This is a genomic window from Bifidobacterium sp. MSK.17.10 (assembly GCF_019129655.1).
GTDB classification, from domain to species: domain Bacteria; phylum Actinomycetota; class Actinomycetes; order Actinomycetales; family Bifidobacteriaceae; genus Bifidobacterium; species Bifidobacterium adolescentis.
In genome coordinates, this window is record NZ_JAHOJD010000009.1 from 28,849 (window position 1) to 46,920 (window position 18,072).

Genomic DNA, 18,072 nt, shown 5'->3' on the forward strand with positions numbered 1-18,072 from the left:
GAATTTACTTTGATTGGTCGGCGTGCCGGAATGTGAACCAGGCGAGGATCTGTTGCTCGCTGACTGGCTTGAAATCCCATGCGTCGAGCCCCACGTTCACGCTGAGCGGATCGGTGCCGTCGGGAATGCCTTGATGCGTGTGACCATAGAGCAGCCAACCTTCGGTGGTCGGTGCCACATCGGCGAACTTGTTCCAGTTTTCCGGCCAGTTGCCGTGTTCTTCGGCCAATGCCGAGAGCCTGGGGAAGTGGCTCATGCCTATGGTCTGCCGTGTGGTTGCGGCCGTCGGCTTGCCGGTTCCGTCGAGAACGGGAAGCTCCATGTCGATCTCACGGTAGTCGTCGATGGTCTCGAACACGTTCTCGTATAGCGCGTCATTGGAGCGGAGACGGAAGTTGCGGTCGTGGTTGCCGATGATCAGGTGCAGATGGCGGCAGTTGATGCGGCGTAGACAGTCGAGCGTGTGCTCGACGGTGCAACGGTAGGAGAGATCGCCGAGAATCCATAGCTCGTCATCACGCCCGACGGTCTCGTTGATGTTGCCGATGATGGTGTTCTCATGGCGTGTGATGTCGCAGATTGCTTTGAACGACGTCTGATTGTCGCGCACATATTGTTTGATCCACGTGTGCGCGGCGGCACGCCCCTGCGCCTGCCAGACATCACGGTATTCGGCGCGGAGCCTGCCATTGTTCAGGAATCCGCGCAGTGCGGTGACCAGAGGGTGGCCGAAATGCGTGTCCGAAGTGAAATAGCGCATGTGGTTCCTTACGGTATGCGGTTGCTGGATGCCTTTATCAATGATAGAGCGCAACATTACGTGAAAAGCCTTCCCCAAAATGCTTGTTGGCTTGTTTGTGGCACTGTTTGGCGATTATGGCGAGTATGAGCGTTGGAATTCCAACGCTCATACTTCGGGTTTCGGCGTTCGGCTGCCACATTGCAAATTCTGTGAATCTAGAGTTTTAGTAATCCAGATATGGAATATTAGCAAAACATGTCAATAAGATATAAAATGATAAAAAATAGTGATTGGAGTGGCAATGGTAGTTCAGCTTGCGACACGTGTTGATGATGATCAGGCGGAAGAGTTCCGTGAAACGACAAAGAAGCTCGGTCTTTCCACGGCTGATGCGCTGCGTATGTTCGTCTCGTCCTTTAATGAATATCAGGGGTTCCCATACCAGGTACGAGTTCGACAGGTTGCGGAACCGTTCGAGAATGAACGGGAGGCTTCTGATTTCGCTAATGATTTGTCGATGAGGATGATCGCTGATGAGGAGGGGTGAAATCTGGACTGTGCTGGCTGATGGTTACGCGAGAAAGCCTCGGCCGGTTGTCGTTGTGCAGAATGATGAAATCGAGGGTTTTGACTCTACCGTGGTATGCCTGATGATTTCTTTTACGTCGGATGATATGACTACCCGGGTTAAAGTTCCTCCTACTGCGCAGAATGGTTTGATTAAAATAAGTTGGGTGATGACGGAGAAGATTCTTGCAGTGCACACTTCGGCATTGGGCCAACGCATTGGAATTTTGGAAGATGATGTCATGCGCCAGGTGGAAAAGAAACTTGCACATGTTCTAGCTCTATGAAAGCGCTTGATGTGATTTCGCGGGTCGCTATGCCGCAGCAGATAGCGGAGATTGCTCGTCCTATCGCGCTGCGGCATCATGTCAATGAACTGTACCTGTTCGGTTCCATGGCTCGAGGGGAGGGGCATGCGGATTCGGATATCGATTTCATCTATCAGTTTGACGACACCGCCAATCCAATGATTGATGAGTGGGCTTTGCGTGATGATCTTGCATCGACTTTTGGTCGGGAGATCGACTTGGTGAAAAAACGATACATTACCACTGAACTGCAGGACAGACTGGCTGAAATGCAGCGTGTGATATTCGTCAATTCCATAACCTCCAATCCGATGTTCCGCATTATCTGAGGTGTGTCATATTTATCATTTTCTTCGATACTGGGCTTTCTCATGACAATGAGATTCGGGGAGCTGACAAATATTGGTCAGGTGGCTGTGTCTAATGCCACCGTTTAGGATGACATAATCCCCAGAAATAGTTATCATTCGACTCAGCTTGTTTTATAAGCATGGATGAATATGTGGAATTCTTTTTTATTCCATCGATTAAATCCATGAGAACAATAAGAGATTTCCAGACGGAGCGGTCTTCATAAACATATGAGCCATAGCGCTCAGCTGTGGCATCAAGGACTGGGGGAGGAAGGACAATCTCCCTGTTCCAAAGACGGCAATGGTGCGAGCAAATGTTGCGTAGATACACCATGCTGTGAATGATTTGCGCAGCACGTTGACGATTTTTCCCTAGAGAAAGCGACTGATTGAGTTCGTCAACAGCTGTTGTGTTGGTATGCAATGAAATCATTTTTGAGAGAGTGTCAAAGGGCATCGCCTCGACCGCCGCCCATATGGGAATAGGCTCGTTGTTATTCCGATAATGGCGAATGCATACTTCGCTGGAACGTTCAAGCCATTTGTGAATGTTCTCAATTAGAACTTCTCTGGCTTCGGTGCCATCGGAATATTTGATTGTCTTATATGAGCTGAGTTCCGTGTAGGAGTAGGCTCCTCCGTTTTGAGCAAGGTAGTAAGCGAAATGAGCCCGAAGCGTTTGTTCTAAGGATGATGTTCCACGAAGGATGAGTAGACGTAGCTGTTCATCCATTAAATAGGGGATCATGAAATCTCTAATGTGTGTTCCGTTTCGAAAGCGATTATTGCCATGGGAAGGATCAATCTGAAAGGCTCGGAAGTAGCCGGACAATCTGTAATAGTTGCAATCAAGAAGGACGGTACTGAAATCGGAGAATCCGGTGATATCCAAGCCTCGTTCTTCGACTAAAAGCGTCATCATTTCCTGTATTGTTTTTGGCTGCTTCGTCATGGCGTATCCAAGTGCGACTTGATAAAAAAAGAGCCCCCGGATTTGAGCATTGTTAAGAGGCTTGGAGGCTACTGTTATTAGTTACGATAGCATAGTTGATTCGATTGGTCGATTCTAGCGTGTCTTAGGGAACGTTCTACCGTCGTTATAGACAGAAGAGGCCCACCGCATTTCAGGACGTAAACGTAGCCTTGGGTGGGTGCTGATACACAGGACTGTACATCTTTGGGTAAGTGAGCATGCCGTACATGAACAGAATATGTAATCAAGATGTTGGTACGCGAGAATGCATGAAAGTGCGCGAACGCATTCTGACGGATTACTAACCTAGATGCAGGTTCTATCTGTTGGAACCCCTGTCGCGCTCGCGAAGAAAACGTGGCTCATAGTGAATGCAGATTGGGCAGCGTGCAACTATTCAGGTGTTACCTACGAACGTATATACAGCGTCAATTGGCTTTATTACTATTGCCGTAGGCAAATTCAACCGGATATCTCTGAGCATTCTTCGCAATCTTATCGAGGATTATCTCGTCAAGGTCAAATCCAAATTTGTCAGATAGCATGATGCAATACATGAGTACATCTGCTATTTCCTCATGAATATGTTCGATATTGCTGTCTTGTGGCTCGTCGTTCCATTGAAAACATTCCAGAAGTTCTGCGGCCTCAATGCTGATAGATTTGGCAAGATTGCCGGGAGTGCGGAATTGAGACCAGTCCCGCTCTGCTACGAATTTACGGATCGCGTTGATGCTTGAATCGGAAATCATAATACGTAAGTGTATGTCGAATCTTTTCTGAAGGCCTCTCTCGGGTGCATAATGAGCATATGACGAAGAGCGCGCTTCCAAAGCCAATCATTATAGATTTGCCGTATCAGAGCATTGATGACAAAGCAGAAATAGAGAAAGCCTTTGTCGAGCAATTGGGATACGAGACATTATCTGCTGTTGAGCGTGAGACTTTGCACTATATTTTCGATTATCCAACGGTGTATGTGGTTCATTCAAAGAAGAGGAATCAGCATACTTTACGTCCCGAATATACGGTGTATGTGGGAGAGACGAATAATATTCGTAGTCGAACAATGCAGCATCTGAGGGAAGATCCCAAAACGAGAGTTGATTGGAAGGAATTTCAAGAAAATTTGCAGAGCGACGCTAGTTCTGTGTGGCAGTATGTCATTGGCAATCCGCATTTCAACAAATCTCTGACTTTGGACGTGGAGAACCGGCTGATGCATTATCTTCTTGGCTCTGATGCAGTCAAGAATTTGAACAATCGTCGCACCAATGCGCAAGGCGACTACTATACGCAGGATGAATTCAACCAGATTTTCTCGGACATCTGGATGGAACTGAACCGACAGGATCCGGAACTATTTCCGGCTGAGGAGATTATTCGCGATTCTGCACTTTTTAAAGCATCGCCTTTTCACCAATTGAGTGATGATCAGATAGCTGCGGAGGAATCGATTATGGACGCGCTTTCTGAAGCTCTTGCCGGCTCTGGTGATTCAGCCGATTCCGGTTTATCAAGACTGATTTTCGTGCAAGGCGTTGCGGGTACTGGAAAGACGGTTTTGCTAAGTCACCTGTTTTATCGCATAGCAACAGAAATGGATATCAATGGGCGCATCAATGACGAAGATGATGAAGATATTCTGGAAACCGATTCATCACTAAAAATCAGTAAGGAAGATCGCAGAAAAGCATATATCCTTGTCAACCATAACCAGCAAATGCACGTCTATAACCAAATTGCAAGCAAATTAGGTTTGCAGAAACATTTTGGCGAGGTGGCTCTTAAACCGAGTCAATTCATCAATCGATTTAGTGAGAAAACAACAAGTAATCGAGCTATTGCGGACAAGCCCCGAGGCAAAGCCGATGTAGTGCTTGTTGATGAAGCTCATCTGCTGTTGACGCAGGGTGACCAAGGATACTCGGGCAAGAACATGCTGCACGATTTATTGCGTCGTGCGAAAGTGGTTATTGCGGTATTCGACCCGAATCAGATTTTGCAAACTTCGCAGCGTTGGAGCGAAGAGGATCAGGACATGCTCTTTCCGCAGCAAGCAGAAAGCGACGTGCAAAAAACTGCTGCTGGCTATAGCGGGCAGTTGGAGCGATTTGTGCCATTGAATATGTGGGGTGATCACTATTTGCTAAGTCGCATATGCTTGCATAGGCAATTTCGCATTGCTGCGGATGATGCGACGATTCGATGGATTGATGATTTCGCTGATGGTAAGAGAATAGGTCGTATTCCTCAAGACATTGGGGAGAAGGATAGAAAAACAGGCGAATATGTCCGCGAGCCATTTGAAATCAGAGTATTCGATTCGCCGGTTGGACTGTTTAAAGCCATAAAGGAGAAGGCATATCTAAAGGCTTCAGGCGTTGACGGATGCGGGCTTTCTCGTGTGGTTGCTACGTATGATTGGGAGTATAAGGGCGGCAAAATCAACGATTCCAGTCCCGATGGTCTTTGGAATGTTGAGATGCATCGCGATGCACAGGGAGTATGGCGCATGGGAGCGGCTCCGGGAATGCAGAGAGGATACGATGCGTTTAATCCTGATGGAAGAGCTGATTATTTCTGTCATCCATGGAATTACGAAATCAAGGTAGGGGATAAGGGTCTTTCCCTAGATGCTGTCTGGGCGGAAAGTCCGCATACGCTTAATGAAGTAGGATCAACGTTCTCTATTCAAGGGTTTGATCTTAATTATGTAGGTGTCATCATTGGACCGTCGGTTACCTATCGCGAAGGGAAAATCGTTTTTAACGAAAAGGCAAGTTGTAATAAACGTGCAGTGAGTAAGAGGAACGGCTCAATCAGCTACGCGCAATCCAATCTGCGTAATGAACTGAATGTTCTGCTCAAACGCGGTGTGCATGGATTGTATTTATTCGCCGTTGATCCTGAACTGCAGGCCGCTCTCAAAGAAGCTGCCAGTAAGTAATTGCTTGACTGTACTTGATGTTCGTCTATGTTCATCTTTGAGTTTATCCAGCCGATGCGTATGCAATGTTGAGCGATACATAACCGTTCGAAACGAGACCGCCATGAAATACGGAATGAGAAAACCCAGCTGGAAGAAGAGCCTGTCCGCGCGAACGAAGGGGCGTGCCACCCGTGCGGTCAAGCGGGCGCTGATCCCCGGCTATGGCAAGAAGGGCATGGGGTGGTTGCATCCCAAGCGCAAGCTGTACAACACCATCTACAAGAAGACCACGTTCAGCCTGTTCGACCTGTTCAAATAATCGGTAATCGGGTAATCGCTAGAACAGATCATCATGCGATCCGGTGCGTGTGAGCACGAGTTGCAGCTCCTGCTTCTCCACACGGTAAATGACGAGCCAGTCACCCTCGATGTGGATCTCGCGGTATCCCTTCCAACTTCCGGTCAGCTGATGGTCGCGGTATTTTGTGCTGAGCAACTGTTTGTCCTGGGCCATGAGCGTGTCGATGGCCTGTCTAAGCTTATCGGGATTGTAATGCTTTTTAAGCAGAGCCTTGAAATCCTTTTTGAATTGCGTTGTGCGAAAAACCGACTTAAGCATCCAACAGATCCTTCATCAACGCATCCGTGCTGGTGAAGGATTCTCCGTCATGGGTTTCCGCTTGGCGGCGTGCCTCAATGCTGGACGGATTGTCCCTGGTGATCTTGAAAGGCATGCCGTTTTCTCGAATCGATTGGCGTAGAAAAATGTTGATTGCCGTCGATAAATCCATGCCCATATCGGCATAAAGTTCCTTTGCCTCTCGCTTGATTGTCGGATCGGTACGGAAACTAATCGTCGCAGTGTCGCTCATGGTTGCTCCTAATCATATGCAGGTAACAGCTACAAGCAATTGTAGTGCGAATGTCATGCTGTTGTCTATACACTAGATCATGCCATACGGGAGCACATTCCGTATAGCGGAATCTTCTACGTTCGTAATATCGCATTTATACTTCGGGAAAGGGTGATCAACGTTTTGGAATCCATGCCGGCAAGCGTTGCGGTCATTCCTGCAATGTGAATTGGAAGGGACCGTCGGCGATGGAACCGATGCGCATGCGGGCGCCGAACCGGCCCTCACACACGGGGACATCGCCCGACTGCAACGCTTCATTGAAACGAATCCATATCAGATTCGCATGCTCATCATCGGCATCATGAGATACCAGCTGCGGCCTGCCGACCGCGGGACGCCGCAGTATGGTGAGTGGCTGTGGAATCGACAGAATCTCGCCGTGCATCTCCTGAACAGACAGCGACAGTCTGCCCTGCGGACCATCGAAACAGCGTAACGTGAGCACACGATGCGCCATCCGTGCAAGCGTTCCCTCATCATCATCGGGCTCCACTTCGACGGTCAACACCAATCCAGGCCCGATCTGCGCCATGTCGAATGTCGGATCCGGTGTGCCCAACTCGTTCAATACGATGGCGCTCGCTTCGGCCACGCGTTGCAGGGAAACTTTCATAACGACCAAGTGTACGGCAGCGGATCGGACGACCGTCGCATGGAAAAAACGGCTGGACGCCGGTAGATTGGGGTGTTATCTACCGGCGTCCAGCCGTTTTTCCACGAGTCGGATGGCGTCAGCTCTTTGCGTCGAACTTCTGCGCTTCCGGCACGGAGCCCAGCGATTCCTCGTTGTTGTTCCACTCGGTGGACCAGCCGTCCACGAACGCGCTCTGCACCTTGTCCCACTTGCCGGTGCCCTGTACGTATTCGACCAGCGCGGAGGCGATGTCGTCCTGCCACTGCTGATCCGGAATGGTGAAGCTGCGCACTTCGGTCTTGCCGTCATTGCTGTAGGCTCGGGCGGCCTCGGTCAGAGGATTGTCCGGCTGGTAGTCATCGGTGAACGTGGTGAATGGCACGGAGAATCCCATGTCCTTGGACAGGATCTTCTTGGCCTCGTTGTCGGTGATCATCCACTTGATGAAGTCGAGCGTGGCCTTCTTGTCCTTTTCGGAGGCGTTCTTGTTCACCGCCCAGCTCGCGTCATACACTCCTACGGGGCCGCAATCCTCCTCGCCCTTGATGCCCATGTAGTAGGGGAGCATGCCCAGGTCCTCATCGGCCACGTCATTGCCCTTGATCTGCGAATACGCCCACACGCCGTTCGGGTAGAACGCCACCTGGCCGAGCGCGAATTCGGAGGTCACGTCATCGTAGGTCTTGGAGCTCACCATGCTTGCCTCGGTTGGGCTGGTCTTGAGCTGCAGGTCGAACATGTCCTTGTAGTTCTTGAGATACGTGCCCTTGATGGTCTTCGAGAACGTGGTGTTCGCGTCCCGATACTCGTAGTAGAGCGGCAGACGCGTCATATGCGCAGCGAATCGGTACGTGTCGGAGGCATCCAAGCCCGGGGTGGCGAACGCGCCGTCGACGCCGAGGTCGTCCTTGTGCTGCTCGATGGATTCCGCCACCTGCTTCAAGGTCTTGTAGTCCTTGATGTCATCGGCGGACTTGATCACCGCATAACTTTTGGCGCAATAATCCTTGATGATCTTCTTGTTGTAGATGATGCCGTACCATTCGGCGGCGTACGGCAGGGTGTACGAATTGCCGTCGATGGTGTACGAGTAGGCTTTGCCGGTATCGTTGAGCAACTTGAACACGTCGGTGTCCTGCAGCGGTTCGACGTACTTCTGGTACTTGGCGAACTGGTCGAAGCCGGCGACGTTGAACATGGTTGGTGCGTTGTCCTTGGCCAATTCGGATTTCATGGTGGCGTCATACGTGCCGGCGGCTCCGGTCTGGATGTCCACCTGCACGCCGGTCTTCTTGGTGTACATGCTGGCCAGTTCCTTGTACTGGTCCACGACCTCGGCCTTGTTGTTCATGAAATACACGTGGCCCTTGCTGGAATCGGCGCTGCTGCCGCCGCAGGCCGCCAGCGATGTTCCCATGGCGAGCGTCGCCGCGATGGCGACGATTCGTGTGATGTTGCGGTTCATGATGTGCTCCTTTGCTTGGTTGTTGAATGCGAATTGCGGTTGATGGGGTCCGGTCAGCCGAGCGCGATCCACGCGGTGGTGTCCTGCGGCAGACGGCCGTCGTCGGTGAGGGGTCCGGAGACGAGCAGGATATCGCCTGCCGGCAGTTCGGCCGGTTCCGCACCGAAGTTGGTGACGCTGGCCCAGCCGTTGGCCCTACGGAAGGCGATGGTGCCGCCGGTGTGCCCCTCGGCGCCGTCCGGCTTGCCGGAGGACCGGTCGCAGTCGAGCCAGGTCAGGGTCGTGTCGGGCGTCATCCATTCGTGACGCAGTCCGAGCGCCTTGCGGTATAGGTTGAGCATGGAGCCGGAGTCCGTGTCCTCCCTGTCTACGGCGTAGTCGGCGAACCATTGCGGTTGCGGAAGATGCGGCTTCTCGCACGGATCGCCCGCCTGGCTCGCGTCCACGCCGGCGCCTTCATGCTTGGTGGCGGGGGAGAAGCCGAAGGTCGGCGTCCCGGCCTTCCAGGGCAGCGGGACGCGGCAGCCGTCGCGGCCCTTTTCGATCTGGTCTCGGACGCGGTTGAACGCGGTCGGATCCTCCAACTCGTCCCACGGGATGTCGGCGACCTCTGGCAGGCCGAGCTCCTCACCCTGGTAGATATAAGCGGAACCTGGTAGCGCGAGCTCCATCAGGATGGCCGCACGCGCACGCTTCGTGCCGAGCTCGCGATCCTCATGGTAAGAGGTACCGTTGCGCAGCAGCCAATCCTTGGCAAGTTGGTGGTGGGCTGCAGCCGGCACCTGCGGCAGCCCATAGCGGCTGACGTGGCGGGGGATGTCGTGGTTGCTCATTACCCATGTGGAGGTGGAGCCGGAGCGTTCCGCAGCGGCGATGCCTTCTTCGATGGCGAGGTGCATGTCGTTGCGAATCCAGTCTTTCTTGGCGAATTCGAAGTTGAACACTTGGCCGAGTTCTTCGGGCGAGGCATACCGGTATTGATGCTCCGGAGGTACCCAGGCTTCGGCGACGGCGAATGCCGGCGGATCATACTCGTTGAACACCTTGCGCCATTCGCGATAGATGTCGTGCACTTCGTTCCTGTCATACAGCGGATGCGTGCCGTCGGCGCAATGCATCTCGCCTCCGATGATTTTGAAATCATCGAGATCGTCACGGTCGAGATCCTTAGCCAGGCCGTGCGCCACATCCACTCGGAAGCCGTCCGCTCCATGGTCGAGCCAGAAGTGCAAGGTCTTGATGAAATCGGCGCGCACGTCCGGATTCTTCCAATTCCAATCGGGCTGTTCGACGGTAAACATGTGCAGATACCATTGTCCGTCGGGCACTCGAGTCCAAGCGGATCCACCGAAGCTGGCAATCCAGTTGGTGGGTGGCTCGTCGCCGTTCGGTCCTTTGCCGTCACGGAAAATATAACGGTCTCGTTCCGGTGAGCCGGGGCCTGCGGCAAGCGCGGCCTTGAACCATTCATGCTGGTTGGACGAGTGGTTCGGTACGATGTCGACGACTATTTTGATGCCTGCCGCATGTGCGGTTTTGGTGAGATGGTCGAAGTCGTCCATGGTGCCGAGTTTCGGGTCGACGTTGCGGTAGTCGTCCACATCGTATCCGCCGTCTGCCAGTTGAGACGGATAGAACGGGCTGAGCCAGATGGCGTCCACGCCGAGTCTTTTTAGATATGGGATTTGTTGTGCGACTCCTGCGATGTCTCCGAGGCCCGACCCGGTTGTGTCTTTGAACGAACGCGGGTAGACCTGATAGACAACCGCCTGCTTCCACCAGAGTGATGGATCGTCAGCGATGTGCCGCTCGTTGGCTTCGTTGCTCATTGGGTTGCCTTCCTTCATTGGATGCATTGTGATTTTGTTATAGCTTTTTATGGAAGCGTTTTCACTAGTTCATTCTGTTGAGAACGCTCTGTTTTGACGATTGGAATCACTTCGTTCTCATCTTCGTATTGCTTAAAATGATAGCGCTTTCATTCTGTGAATGCAATAATTGTTTTGTTATGGCGTGTCTGCTTGTGAAATCAACGATTCTGCTAATATGAAAGCGCTGGATAAACAATGGGAAACTGGAGTGGATATGACACGAGCCACCATCGCCGAAGTAGCGGAACTGTCGGGAGTATCTCAGGCGACGGTTTCGCGGGCATTGCGAGGTGCTGGCAAGGTCGCTCCGAAAACGCGTGCCAAAGTTGAGGCAGCTGCGGACCGGTTGGGCTTTACCTTATCTAAAAGCGCATCGTCTTTGGCGTCCGGGAAAACCATGCGGGTTGTCCTGCTGTTTTCCGGCAAACTCAACGAATGGTTCAACGCCAACGTGTTGCAGGGCGTGTGCGAAGTGTTGGAACCGGAAGGCTACGACGTGTCGCCCACATTTGTCACAGGCAGACAGGAGACGGAGCGTTACTTCGCAAAATTGCCTAAAAATCGCAATGCTGACGCGATCATCATTTCGTCGTTCCAACTCGACGAATCCGCACGTGAGAAACTGCGTGTCACCGATATGCCGACGGTCGGTGTGAACATTCCAGCCGAATCGTTCTGCGACGCAGCCATCGGTGTTGACAACTACGATGGCATGTCCAAGGCGGTGCGTCTGCTCAAATCGCTTGGACACCGGCGCATCGCTTTCGTCGTTGATTACTTTCCCGACGACATGGTCTACAGCACCAGCCAGCGTATGGAAGCGTTCTTGGAAGCGGCTGAACAAAACGGTTACGACGATGAGTATGCCTACGTCATAACCGCGGACGAGCATGATGCGCCATTGTCGAAAGCGGACCTTGCTGCGCAACTGGTGGCGAAATTACTGTCATTGCCACACATGCCAACCGCCATCTGTGCCGAAACCGATCAAGTGGCAATCGCAGTCATCAAGGAACTCGGCAAGCAACAATTGCATGTTCCTGAAGATATCTCCGTCATAGGGTTCGATGATGCCGACATCGCACAGGCGGCGAATCTGACCACCGTTCGACAGAATCCGCTGGAAATGGGACGCAACGCCGCCCGTAAGACGTTGTCCCTTCTGCGTGGACAGACGCCAGACGCATCCTATGAATCGCAGGAGGCCACGCTGATGTTGCGTGACACCACCAGACGCGTGGCGACCGACCGTTCGTGACGGTTCTTCCGTATTCTCCGAACGGAATGAACGCAATATGGAAGGATATGGGCCCATGTAGCCTATGTGCCCTATGATGCGTTGAAGGAAACCGGTCTTCGGAAAACCGAGACGGTGGTCGAACCATACGAAGACATCGAAAGACATTCGGCAGGGCATGGGCAAAATCAACGAAAACAGCGCAAAGTCAACGAAAACGAAGAATGTGACGCCCGCGGTCACGCCATGGGGCAAGAACCGTGTGAAGAACACCGAAACAGGCAAGCACGTACTCATCATGCCGGGCATCGGCTACACCGTGGACAGGCCGCTGCTGTACTGGGCAGCGCAGGCGCTTGCGGCCAATGGATGGTTCGTGGACCGGCTCGACCTGAAACTGACAGAAAGCGTCGAGTTTCCGGAAATGATCGCCTGCATGGAACGCGTGGTCGACGAATGGCGCAAGGCGGCGCTCGAACATGCTGCCGAATCGGGTGAGGAGCCGCATTTGCTGGTCGTCACCAAATCGCTCTCCACACTCTCATATCCGCATTCCGCAAAACTAGGATTGCGCGTGGTGCTGCTCACCCCGGTACTCAATCCGCCGCCATTCGACAAGCACAAGTCGGTCATTCCCGCGCCGCTGCCGGGAACTGCCGGCAGCCCGATGCCGCTAATCTGCGCAGGTGACGCCGACCCATACTACGATGATGCCAAAGCGCATCTGCTCACCGACCATGTGCGCACGTACGCTGGTGCCAACCATTCCATCGAAGTGCCGGACGATTGGCAGACGTCGCTCGACTACCTGAAACAGGTCACGCAAGCCATCGTCGACTACGCCGGCTGAAAAGAACGGGACGGAATATGCGCATCGTATTGCAGAAGGTCAGCGAAGGATCCGTCGACGTGGTCGACGAGACAAGCGGAGAAGTCGACACCACATTCGAACCACAGCATATAGGCATCGGCTATGTGCTGCTTGTCGGAGTGGAAGATACGGACGGAGCGAAACAAATCGACTGGCTCGCCCACAAAATCGCCAACCTGCGCGTTTTCGAAGACGAGAACGGCAAAATGAACCGTTCCATCCACGACGTGGACGGCAGCGTGCTGTCGATATCCCAGTTCACGCTGTATGCGGACGTACGCAAAGGCAACCGGCCAAGCTTCGTGAAAGCAGGCGCGCCCGACCATGCCGAACAGGTATGGAACGGATTCAACGACGCCCTGCGCGCGCAAGGACTCGAAGTAAAAGAAGGACGATTCGGCTCCCACATGCGCGTGCGGCTCGCCAACGACGGTCCGGTCACCATCATCCTTGACACCGACGAACTCGGCGTCTGACCCAAAACCCAACGTGAAACCCTATATCCGACGATTGCCATAGGGTAAAACGCATGGGAATATGGAACGACCGCAAACTGATCGTCAACTGCCTGCCGTTGACCGAATCCGAACGTGCGCAGTTCACACGCGCCGCGAAAGACATGCCGCAGGAATTCGTCGGCGACCCGGCACAACGAGGCTCCATGAACTGGACCGCCGAAATACCGGACGAACTCAAAGCGTATGCAACCGCGGTCATCGGCAACATCACGCCCGAAACATGCGCGCAATGCCCCAGACTCGAATGGCTGCAGACCTGGAGCGCCGGCGTCGACAAATACCAGCGGCCTGGCGTGCTCCACCCCGGCTCCATGCTCACCAACGCCACCGGCGCCTACGGACAAAGCGTGTCCGAACACATGTTCGCCATGATGTGGTCCATCATGAAAAACCTGCACATCTACGCCGTCGGCAACCCGAACGCCGCATGGCAGGACGCCGGCCGCGTCATCAGCCCCGACGGCAAAACCGCGCTCATCATCGGCACCGGCGACATCGGATCGCATTTCGCACGCCTATGCAAGAGCGTCGGCATGTCGACCATCGGCATCCGCCGCAACCCCACCGTCGAAGCGCCGGGCATCGACCACATGGTCGGATTCGAATCGCTCGACGACGTGCTGCAATACGCCGACGTGATCGCCATGTGCGTGCCATCCACGCCATCCACACACCACCTGCTTAACGCGGAACGCATCGCAAAACTCAAAACCGACGCCATCGTCATCAACGCGGGCCGCGGTGACGCCATAGACACGCAGGCGCTCGCCGACGCGCTCGCCAACGGCATGATCCGCGGCGCTGGCCTCGACGTGACCGAACCGGAGCCGCTGCCGGCGGCATCGCCATTATGGAGCGAGCCGAAATGCCTGATCACCCCGCATGTGGCGGGCGGCAACCACTTGGAGTCCACCGAACGGCGCATCATCGCCATCGCATTGGGCAACGTGCGCTGCTACGCCAACGGACAATCGCTCGACAACCGCATGCCTCTCAAGGGCTGACGTTCATTAAAAGTGGGTATCCGCTCCTTCGGTCGTCGGCTGAATGGTCCGAATCGGACGGCCTCCGAGATGAACTCTGAAACGAACCACATGAGGAGGTCTATCTGGTCTGAAGGCACATGCACCGCGCCCGGAATACGTCACAAAAACGGGCAAACCCGTATGATGGCAGCCATGGGGAGAAAGGCGGGAGATATGACATTGGACAAATGGCAGCGGATGACCGAGTGGTTCATGACCGCATTGGCGTTGGTGTTCCTGTTCGCGTATTCGTGGGAAGTGCTGGCGAGAACGCATATCGTATTGTGCGAAACGGTGATCAACATCATCTGGATGGCGTTCATCGTCGACTACGTCGTTTCGATTCTGCTGGCGAAGGACAAGAAAGCCTGGTTCAAAGAGAATCTGCTGATGCTGGTGTCCATCGCCTTGCCCATCTTCAGACCATTGAGGCTGCTGCGATTGGTGGCGGTGCTCAACGTGCTCAACCGTACCGGTGGCATGGCGGTGCGTGGACGTATCACACTGTACACATGCTGCAGCGTGACACTGCTGATGTATATCGGCGCCCTTGCCGAATTGGATGTGGAACGTGGGGTTCCAGGCGCTTCCATCACCGATTTCGGCGAGGCGATATGGTGGTCGTTCGTGACCGTCACCACAGTCGGCTATGGCGATTTGTCTCCGGTGACATGGCAGGGAAGAAGCATCGCCATCGGGCTGATGATAACCGGCGTGGCCCTGATCGGCATCGTCACCGCGACACTGGCCTCATGGATAGTCGATTGTGTCCGTGACGAAACCGACAAGCGCGCGGACGAGGCGGAATCGGAAACGGAACAGTTGCGCCACAATGTGCGGGAACTGACGGACACCGTCAACCAGCTGCGTGACGACATCGCGCGGCTGCGCAGACCATAGCGGTTCTCATGACTGCACTGCGGAAAATGCGGAAAGAGGCTGAGGCATAGGAAAAGCGCCGGATGAATAACCCGGCGCTTTTCCTATGCCTCACCGTCATACGTCTTACAACCGGAAAGGCGGAGACGCTGTATTGGATTTATTCGCAGGCGACTCCGTCATGGTCGCGGTCCAGTTGTGAACGGTAGCCCGGCTGGCCCTGGTAGATAGGCGCGGCGCCAGCGGCTCGTGCCGCGGTGCAGTTCTGGTAGTGGACGTCCTGCTGTGGCGCTGGTTGGGGCGCGGGAGCCGGAGCCGGAGCGGGTTCGGGCGCAGGTGCCTGTGTCGTTTGTTGAGTCTGCTGGGCCTGCTCAGCTGACTGTTCGGTTTGCGTCTGTTCGGTTTGCGTCTGTTCGGTCTGCTCGGACTCGGTGGTCTTCTCGGCTGTGGAATCCTTGACCCCCGTGTAGTCGGGCACGGTTTGCGTCGGGCAGGAGGACAGCACCTTGGCCATGGCTTCCTTTTCGGCCTGCGTGACCCACAGTGAGTATTTGTGCTTCACGCCGATCTGACGCGCCACGTATTCGCAACGGAACCCCTTGTTGGACGGCAGCCACGTGGCCGCATCGCCATCGGACTTCTTCTGGTTGGCACGCCCCTGCACGGCCAGCAGATTGTACGGATCGTTCGCCAATGCGGTGCGGCGCTCCTCGCTGAGCTTCTGCGCGCCCTTCTGCCACGCATCGCTCAACGCCACCACATGGTCGATCTGCACCGCGGTGGAAGTCTTCTTGCCCTTCTTGAACTTGATGTCCTTGCCAGTGTATGGATCATGCAGTTTTCCGGACTTCACCACGCAATTGTGCGTACGCCACTTGTGCCTCACGCCGGTCAGATCGCGGTTGAGGATATCATTGCGGGTGTCGCAGCCGTTGTGGTCCATGTCGGCCCACGCCTTGCCGAATTGAGTGCGCTTGTACCCGGTTTTCGGCGCGCGGCCCTTGACCTCCAACGAATCCAACACCTCCGTGGCGGACGTGCCGGCCCCGGTGCCATCCGTCGGCTCGTCCGCATACGCCGAACCGACCGGCAGTCCGATGGCCAGACTCGCAGCCAGCAATCCGGACAAAACAACCATCATCGAACCATGACGACGCATGATACGCTCCTCACCCTAAAACCCCTCAAGTAGTACAAGAATATCCCCGGAACGAATTCGAATCGCTTCTTTACGGCAGATTTTTCGGCATGCCGAAACCAGTATTTCGCATCCGTCAAGACGTATGGCAAGAATCGGCCGTATGACCAACAGCATCACAGCAATCAAACCGGAACGTCTCGCACAATACGCCAAAGACTTCAACGCCGACCGGGCCAACCTTGTGGCCGCCAACGCCGCGGTGTCCTCGGGCGTGCTCGAAGCCGCCACCGACTACAAAGGCCAGCGCGCGCTGCCACGCGACTTCTCCATCGAACTGAAACAGGGGTCCATCACCAACCAGCGCCGATCCGGCCGCTGCTGGATGTTCGCATCCCTCAACACCCTGCGTTACGAGCTCATGCACCAGTGGGGACTCGACGATTTCGAATTCTCCGAAACCTACCTGTTCTTCTGGGATGCGATGGAAAAATCCAACACGTATCTCGAAAACGTGTTCGCCACGCTCGACGAGCCGACCGACAGCCGCCTGTTCCAGGAGATCAACTACGGGCCGGCCGATGACGGCGGTTGGTGGCAGATGTTCGCCGCCCTTGTAGACAAGTATGGTCTCGTGCCGAAGAGCGCCTACCCGGAATCCGCCAATTCCAAGGACTCCGACGCGTTCAAACAATACCTCAACAGCAGGCTGCGCCAGTTCGCCGCCGACCTGCGCGAACGTTACGCAGCCGGCGCCACGGTCGATGAACTGCGCGCGGTCAAGGACGACGACATGTCCACCGTGTACCGCATGTGCGCCATCTCGTTGGGCGAGCCGCCGGAGAAGTTCGACTTCCTGGCCCGCGTGAGCGACGATGACAAGAAGGACGATAAGAAAAGCGGCGAAGACGAGGCCGACAAGCCGAAAACCGGCAAGGACGAGCGCAGACAGATCCGCGAAACCGGCATCACGCCGATGGAATTCTACAAGAAGTACGTGCCGGTGGACGTCGACGATCTGGTGACGTTGTGCAACGTGCCGATGGCGTCCCGTCCGTTCAACAAGCGTTACCGCATCCGCTACACCGCCAATGTGGCCGAAGCGGGGGATATGGAATTCGTCAACGTGCCGCTCGACGTGTTCAAAAAGGCCGCGGTCGACCAGATTAGCGCCGGACACCCGATCTGGTTCGCCTGCGACTGCACCCAGTTCTCGCTGCGTGCGGCCGGCTATTTCGACTGCGACAGCGTGCGCGTGGACCAGCTGTTCGGCACCGATTTCGACTTCGACAAGGCGCACGGCCTCGAATACGGCGACAGTCCAAGCAACCATGCCATGACCCTCACCGGCGTGAACCTTGACGAGCAAGGCAAGCCGAACCGCTGGAAAGTGGAGAACAGCTGGGGCAAAGACAACGGCGAAGACGGCTACTACGTGGCCTCCGACAAGTGGTTCGACCGCTATGTGACCGAAATCATCATCCGCAAGGAATACCTCGACGACGCCACCCGAGCGCTGCTCGAAACCGAGCCGGTGGAACTCGACCCATGGCAGCCGCTGACCAAACGCTGCCGCTGACGCAACACGGGCGATAACATGCCGCGGTCCGGATCGGGCCGCGGCTTTTGCTGTTCCACCGCG

At 54.6% G+C, this 18,072-nt stretch carries 20 protein-coding genes; 11 read left to right on the forward strand and 9 right to left on the reverse strand.

The features are described 5' to 3' along the window. Positions 1 to 4: 4 nt before the first annotated feature. Positions 5 to 760: a metallophosphoesterase gene (locus KSX58_RS08400; RefSeq protein WP_237976477.1), complete on the reverse strand. Its 756-nt coding sequence runs from the start codon at positions 758 to 760 to the stop codon at positions 5 to 7. Between the two features lie 283 nt (positions 761 to 1,043). Here KSX58_RS08400 and KSX58_RS08405 point away from each other — a divergent pair, with 283 nt between their 5' ends. The 3 genes from KSX58_RS08405 to KSX58_RS08415 are packed head-to-tail and all read left to right on the forward strand — an operon-like array spanning position 1,044 to position 1,946. Then, complete coding sequence (locus KSX58_RS08405; RefSeq protein WP_033494219.1) at positions 1,044 to 1,289, forward strand: type II toxin-antitoxin system RelB/DinJ family antitoxin; 246 nt, start codon at positions 1,044 to 1,046, stop codon at positions 1,287 to 1,289. Beyond that, positions 1,276 to 1,596: a type II toxin-antitoxin system PemK/MazF family toxin gene (locus KSX58_RS08410; protein ID WP_011743342.1), complete on the forward strand. Its 321-nt coding sequence runs from the start codon at positions 1,276 to 1,278 to the stop codon at positions 1,594 to 1,596. Before KSX58_RS08405 ends, KSX58_RS08410 begins: the two co-directional genes overlap by 14 nt. Next, complete coding sequence (locus KSX58_RS08415; RefSeq protein WP_011743341.1) at positions 1,593 to 1,946, forward strand: nucleotidyltransferase family protein; 354 nt, start codon at positions 1,593 to 1,595, stop codon at positions 1,944 to 1,946. The genes KSX58_RS08410 and KSX58_RS08415 overlap by 4 nt, the downstream gene beginning before the upstream one ends. Positions 1,947 to 2,037: 91 nt before the next feature. On the opposite strand, the gene KSX58_RS08420 is transcribed toward KSX58_RS08415, so the two are convergent. Next, the gene (locus KSX58_RS08420; RefSeq protein ID WP_217736173.1) at positions 2,038 to 2,922 is read right to left on the reverse strand and encodes an Abi family protein; all 885 of its coding nucleotides are present in this window, start codon (positions 2,920 to 2,922) and stop codon (positions 2,038 to 2,040) included. 449 nt (positions 2,923 to 3,371) lie between these two features. After that, entirely contained in the window at positions 3,372 to 3,695 is a 324-nt protein-coding gene (locus KSX58_RS08425; protein ID WP_217736172.1) for a nucleotide pyrophosphohydrolase, read from the reverse strand. A gap of 59 nt (positions 3,696 to 3,754) precedes the next feature. Between KSX58_RS08425 and KSX58_RS08430 the strand changes: the two genes are divergently transcribed. Both KSX58_RS08430 and KSX58_RS08435 read left to right on the forward strand, forming a co-directional pair. Then, positions 3,755 to 5,893 (forward strand): DUF2075 domain-containing protein, encoded by a 2,139-nt coding sequence (locus KSX58_RS08430; protein ID WP_011743338.1) that lies wholly within the window; start codon positions 3,755 to 3,757, stop codon positions 5,891 to 5,893. 103 nt (positions 5,894 to 5,996) lie between these two features. Next, entirely contained in the window at positions 5,997 to 6,194 is a 198-nt protein-coding gene (locus KSX58_RS08435; RefSeq protein ID WP_003819003.1) for a hypothetical protein, read from the forward strand. Between the two features lie 18 nt (positions 6,195 to 6,212). Here KSX58_RS08435 and KSX58_RS08440 read toward each other — a convergent pair whose 3' ends face one another. From KSX58_RS08440 to KSX58_RS08460, 5 genes are all read right to left on the reverse strand, one after another. Continuing rightward, entirely contained in the window at positions 6,213 to 6,494 is a 282-nt protein-coding gene (locus KSX58_RS08440; protein WP_033499846.1) for a type II toxin-antitoxin system YafQ family toxin, read from the reverse strand. Further along, the gene (locus KSX58_RS08445; protein ID WP_033499845.1) at positions 6,487 to 6,747 is read right to left on the reverse strand and encodes a type II toxin-antitoxin system RelB/DinJ family antitoxin; all 261 of its coding nucleotides are present in this window, start codon (positions 6,745 to 6,747) and stop codon (positions 6,487 to 6,489) included. Before KSX58_RS08445 ends, KSX58_RS08440 begins: the two co-directional genes overlap by 8 nt. Before the next feature lie 193 nt (positions 6,748 to 6,940). After that, positions 6,941 to 7,405 carry a D-aminoacyl-tRNA deacylase gene (locus KSX58_RS08450; RefSeq protein WP_217736171.1) on the reverse strand — a complete coding sequence of 155 codons (465 nt, stop codon included), beginning with the start codon at positions 7,403 to 7,405 and terminating at the stop codon, positions 6,941 to 6,943. Positions 7,406 to 7,523: 118 nt separating this feature from the next. Next, positions 7,524 to 8,891 carry an ABC transporter substrate-binding protein gene (locus KSX58_RS08455; protein ID WP_080863173.1) on the reverse strand — a complete coding sequence of 456 codons (1,368 nt, stop codon included), beginning with the start codon at positions 8,889 to 8,891 and terminating at the stop codon, positions 7,524 to 7,526. Between the two features lie 53 nt (positions 8,892 to 8,944). Next, complete coding sequence (locus KSX58_RS08460) at positions 8,945 to 10,720, reverse strand: glycoside hydrolase family 13 protein (RefSeq protein WP_217736170.1); 1,776 nt, start codon at positions 10,718 to 10,720, stop codon at positions 8,945 to 8,947. Positions 10,721 to 10,976: 256 nt separating this feature from the next. On the opposite strand from KSX58_RS08460, the gene KSX58_RS08465 reads away from it, so the two are divergent. From KSX58_RS08465 to KSX58_RS08485, 5 genes are all read left to right on the forward strand, one after another. After that, on the forward strand, positions 10,977 to 12,020 hold the full coding sequence (locus tag KSX58_RS08465) for a LacI family DNA-binding transcriptional regulator (protein WP_217736169.1): 1,044 nt from the start codon (positions 10,977 to 10,979) through the stop codon (positions 12,018 to 12,020). Positions 12,021 to 12,177: 157 nt separating this feature from the next. Then, positions 12,178 to 12,849 (forward strand): hypothetical protein, encoded by a 672-nt coding sequence (locus KSX58_RS08470; protein ID WP_011743333.1) that lies wholly within the window; start codon positions 12,178 to 12,180, stop codon positions 12,847 to 12,849. 17 nt (positions 12,850 to 12,866) lie between these two features. Continuing rightward, entirely contained in the window at positions 12,867 to 13,346 is a 480-nt protein-coding gene (gene dtd, locus KSX58_RS08475; RefSeq protein ID WP_033499841.1) for a D-aminoacyl-tRNA deacylase, read from the forward strand. 53 nt (positions 13,347 to 13,399) lie between these two features. Further along, positions 13,400 to 14,392: a D-2-hydroxyacid dehydrogenase gene (locus KSX58_RS08480; protein ID WP_035010844.1), complete on the forward strand. Its 993-nt coding sequence runs from the start codon at positions 13,400 to 13,402 to the stop codon at positions 14,390 to 14,392. Positions 14,393 to 14,587: 195 nt separating this feature from the next. Beyond that, positions 14,588 to 15,313 (forward strand): potassium channel family protein, encoded by a 726-nt coding sequence (locus KSX58_RS08485; protein ID WP_085380376.1) that lies wholly within the window; start codon positions 14,588 to 14,590, stop codon positions 15,311 to 15,313. Between the two features lie 139 nt (positions 15,314 to 15,452). On the opposite strand, the gene KSX58_RS08490 is transcribed toward KSX58_RS08485, so the two are convergent. Beyond that, positions 15,453 to 16,433, reverse strand: coding sequence for a DUF1524 domain-containing protein (locus KSX58_RS08490; RefSeq protein WP_217736177.1), 981 nt, complete (start codon positions 16,431 to 16,433; stop codon positions 15,453 to 15,455). A 160-nt stretch (positions 16,434 to 16,593) separates the two neighbouring features. On the opposite strand from KSX58_RS08490, the gene KSX58_RS08495 reads away from it, so the two are divergent. Beyond that, the gene (locus KSX58_RS08495; RefSeq protein WP_011743328.1) at positions 16,594 to 18,009 is read left to right on the forward strand and encodes a C1 family peptidase; all 1,416 of its coding nucleotides are present in this window, start codon (positions 16,594 to 16,596) and stop codon (positions 18,007 to 18,009) included. Positions 18,010 to 18,072: the final 63 nt, after the last annotated feature.

Coding starts and splice junctions, on each gene's coding strand:
- KSX58_RS08460 (WP_217736170.1), bottom strand. CDS start 10,720: ATGAGCAACGAAGCCAACGAGCGGCACATCGCTGACGATCCATCACTC.
- KSX58_RS08450 (WP_217736171.1), bottom strand. CDS start 7,405: ATGAAAGTTTCCCTGCAACGCGTGGCCGAAGCGAGCGCCATCGTATTG.
- dtd (WP_033499841.1), top strand. CDS start 12,867: ATGCGCATCGTATTGCAGAAGGTCAGCGAAGGATCCGTCGACGTGGTC.
- KSX58_RS08480 (WP_035010844.1), top strand. CDS start 13,400: ATGGGAATATGGAACGACCGCAAACTGATCGTCAACTGCCTGCCGTTG.
- KSX58_RS08415 (WP_011743341.1), top strand. CDS start 1,593: ATGAAAGCGCTTGATGTGATTTCGCGGGTCGCTATGCCGCAGCAGATA.
- KSX58_RS08445 (WP_033499845.1), bottom strand. CDS start 6,747: ATGAGCGACACTGCGACGATTAGTTTCCGTACCGATCCGACAATCAAG.
- KSX58_RS08495 (WP_011743328.1), top strand. CDS start 16,594: ATGACCAACAGCATCACAGCAATCAAACCGGAACGTCTCGCACAATAC.
- KSX58_RS08435 (WP_003819003.1), top strand. CDS start 5,997: ATGAAATACGGAATGAGAAAACCCAGCTGGAAGAAGAGCCTGTCCGCG.
- KSX58_RS08440 (WP_033499846.1), bottom strand. CDS start 6,494: ATGCTTAAGTCGGTTTTTCGCACAACGCAATTCAAAAAGGATTTCAAG.
- KSX58_RS08470 (WP_011743333.1), top strand. CDS start 12,178: ATGGGCAAAATCAACGAAAACAGCGCAAAGTCAACGAAAACGAAGAAT.
- KSX58_RS08485 (WP_085380376.1), top strand. CDS start 14,588: ATGACATTGGACAAATGGCAGCGGATGACCGAGTGGTTCATGACCGCA.
- KSX58_RS08465 (WP_217736169.1), top strand. CDS start 10,977: ATGACACGAGCCACCATCGCCGAAGTAGCGGAACTGTCGGGAGTATCT.
- KSX58_RS08405 (WP_033494219.1), top strand. CDS start 1,044: ATGGTAGTTCAGCTTGCGACACGTGTTGATGATGATCAGGCGGAAGAG.
- KSX58_RS08455 (WP_080863173.1), bottom strand. CDS start 8,891: ATGAACCGCAACATCACACGAATCGTCGCCATCGCGGCGACGCTCGCC.
- KSX58_RS08420 (WP_217736173.1), bottom strand. CDS start 2,922: ATGACGAAGCAGCCAAAAACAATACAGGAAATGATGACGCTTTTAGTC.
- KSX58_RS08400 (WP_237976477.1), bottom strand. CDS start 760: ATGCGCTATTTCACTTCGGACACGCATTTCGGCCACCCTCTGGTCACC.
- KSX58_RS08490 (WP_217736177.1), bottom strand. CDS start 16,433: ATGATGGTTGTTTTGTCCGGATTGCTGGCTGCGAGTCTGGCCATCGGA.
- KSX58_RS08425 (WP_217736172.1), bottom strand. CDS start 3,695: ATGATTTCCGATTCAAGCATCAACGCGATCCGTAAATTCGTAGCAGAG.
- KSX58_RS08410 (WP_011743342.1), top strand. CDS start 1,276: ATGAGGAGGGGTGAAATCTGGACTGTGCTGGCTGATGGTTACGCGAGA.
- KSX58_RS08430 (WP_011743338.1), top strand. CDS start 3,755: ATGACGAAGAGCGCGCTTCCAAAGCCAATCATTATAGATTTGCCGTAT.